This window comes from Arthrobacter sp. efr-133-TYG-120, assembly GCF_030209785.1.
Taxonomy (GTDB): Bacteria; Actinomycetota; Actinomycetes; order Actinomycetales; family Micrococcaceae; genus Arthrobacter.
Window position 1 is genome coordinate 1 of record NZ_JARVRI010000054.1, and the last position, 1,250, is coordinate 1,250.

The following is a 1,250-nucleotide window of genomic DNA, read 5'->3' on the forward strand; positions in this document are numbered from 1 at the left end:
CCTGACCCACTTAAAACACCCCAACACACGGCACACGAGCTAACCCCCGCTCACATATCACCCGGTTTCCCCGGACCCCCGCTCACCTATGGCCCGGTTTCCCCGGACCCCCGCTCACCTATGGCCCGGTTTCCCCGGACCCCCGCTCAGACATGCGGGTTCCACGGCCCACGCCCGCCCACATGATGTGAGCCGGCATCCGGCCGGAACCCGGTATGAGCGAGCGTCCGCCCAGGAGCCGGCATATGTGAGCGAGCGTTGTTTGAGGATTCCGATCCCGGACTCGGATCTGTAAGCCAGCCCTAGCGGCTCAGTCATGCTTGGGGTGTGATGATTCCCACGGGAAGCTGAATAGGCGGCCCTCGAATGCGTTCGCAGATGCCTGTTCACCTAGAATTACATAAGAGATACGAGCCGGATCCCGGCGGCGTGAGAACAAAATACGGATAAGAGCGGCTGCGCATGCGCCAGTGGTCAGCTCACAACAGGAGGAATCCATCATGGCTGAGCACAACGGCGGCAACCGCGGCAACTTCGGCGGTGGCCGGGGCGATCGCGGCCCGTTCCGCGCCAACAACAATTCCGGGGGCGACCCGCGAGGATTCCGTTCCAAGGAAAACCGTGACGGCGCTCCTGGCGGTGACCGGGATCGGAAGCCGTTTGGTGACCGTCCGAGCCGCGACGGCGACCGTAAGCCGTTTGGTGATCGTCCTCGTCGGGATGGGGATGCGCGTCCGAGTTTTGGTGACCGGGATCGGAAGCCGTTTGGTGATCGTCCGAGCCGTGAGGGGGATCGGGATCGGAAGCCGTTCGGTGATCGTGATCGTAGGCCGTTTGGTGATCGTCCGAGCCGCGACAGCGACCGTGACCGGAAGCCCTTCGGCGATCGTGATCGTAAGCCGTTTGGTGATCGTCCGAGTCGTGAGGGTGACCGGGATCGTAAGCCGTTCGGTGATCGTCCTCGTCGTGATGGGGATGCGCGCCCGAGTTTCGGCGATCGTGATCGTAAGCCGTTTGGTGATCGTCCGAGTCGTGAGGGTGACCGCGATCGTAAGCCGTTTGGTGACCGCGATCGTAAGCCGTTTGGTGACCGTGATCGCAAGCCGTTCGGTGACCGTCCGCGCCGCGAAGGTGATGCGCGTCCGAGTTTCGGTGACCGTGACCGGAAGCCGTTTGGTGACCGCGATCGCAAACCGTTCGGTGACCGTCCGCGCCGCGAAGGTGATGCGCGTCCGAGTTTCGGTGACCGT

1 protein-coding gene is annotated in these 1,250 nt (G+C 63.3%); it reads right to left on the reverse strand.

From position 1 onward, the window contains the following. Positions 1–479 precede the first annotated feature (479 nt). The coding region (locus tag QRN51_RS23135) for a hypothetical protein (protein WP_284992061.1) at positions 480–1,250 on the reverse strand (771 nt) is incomplete at its 5' end.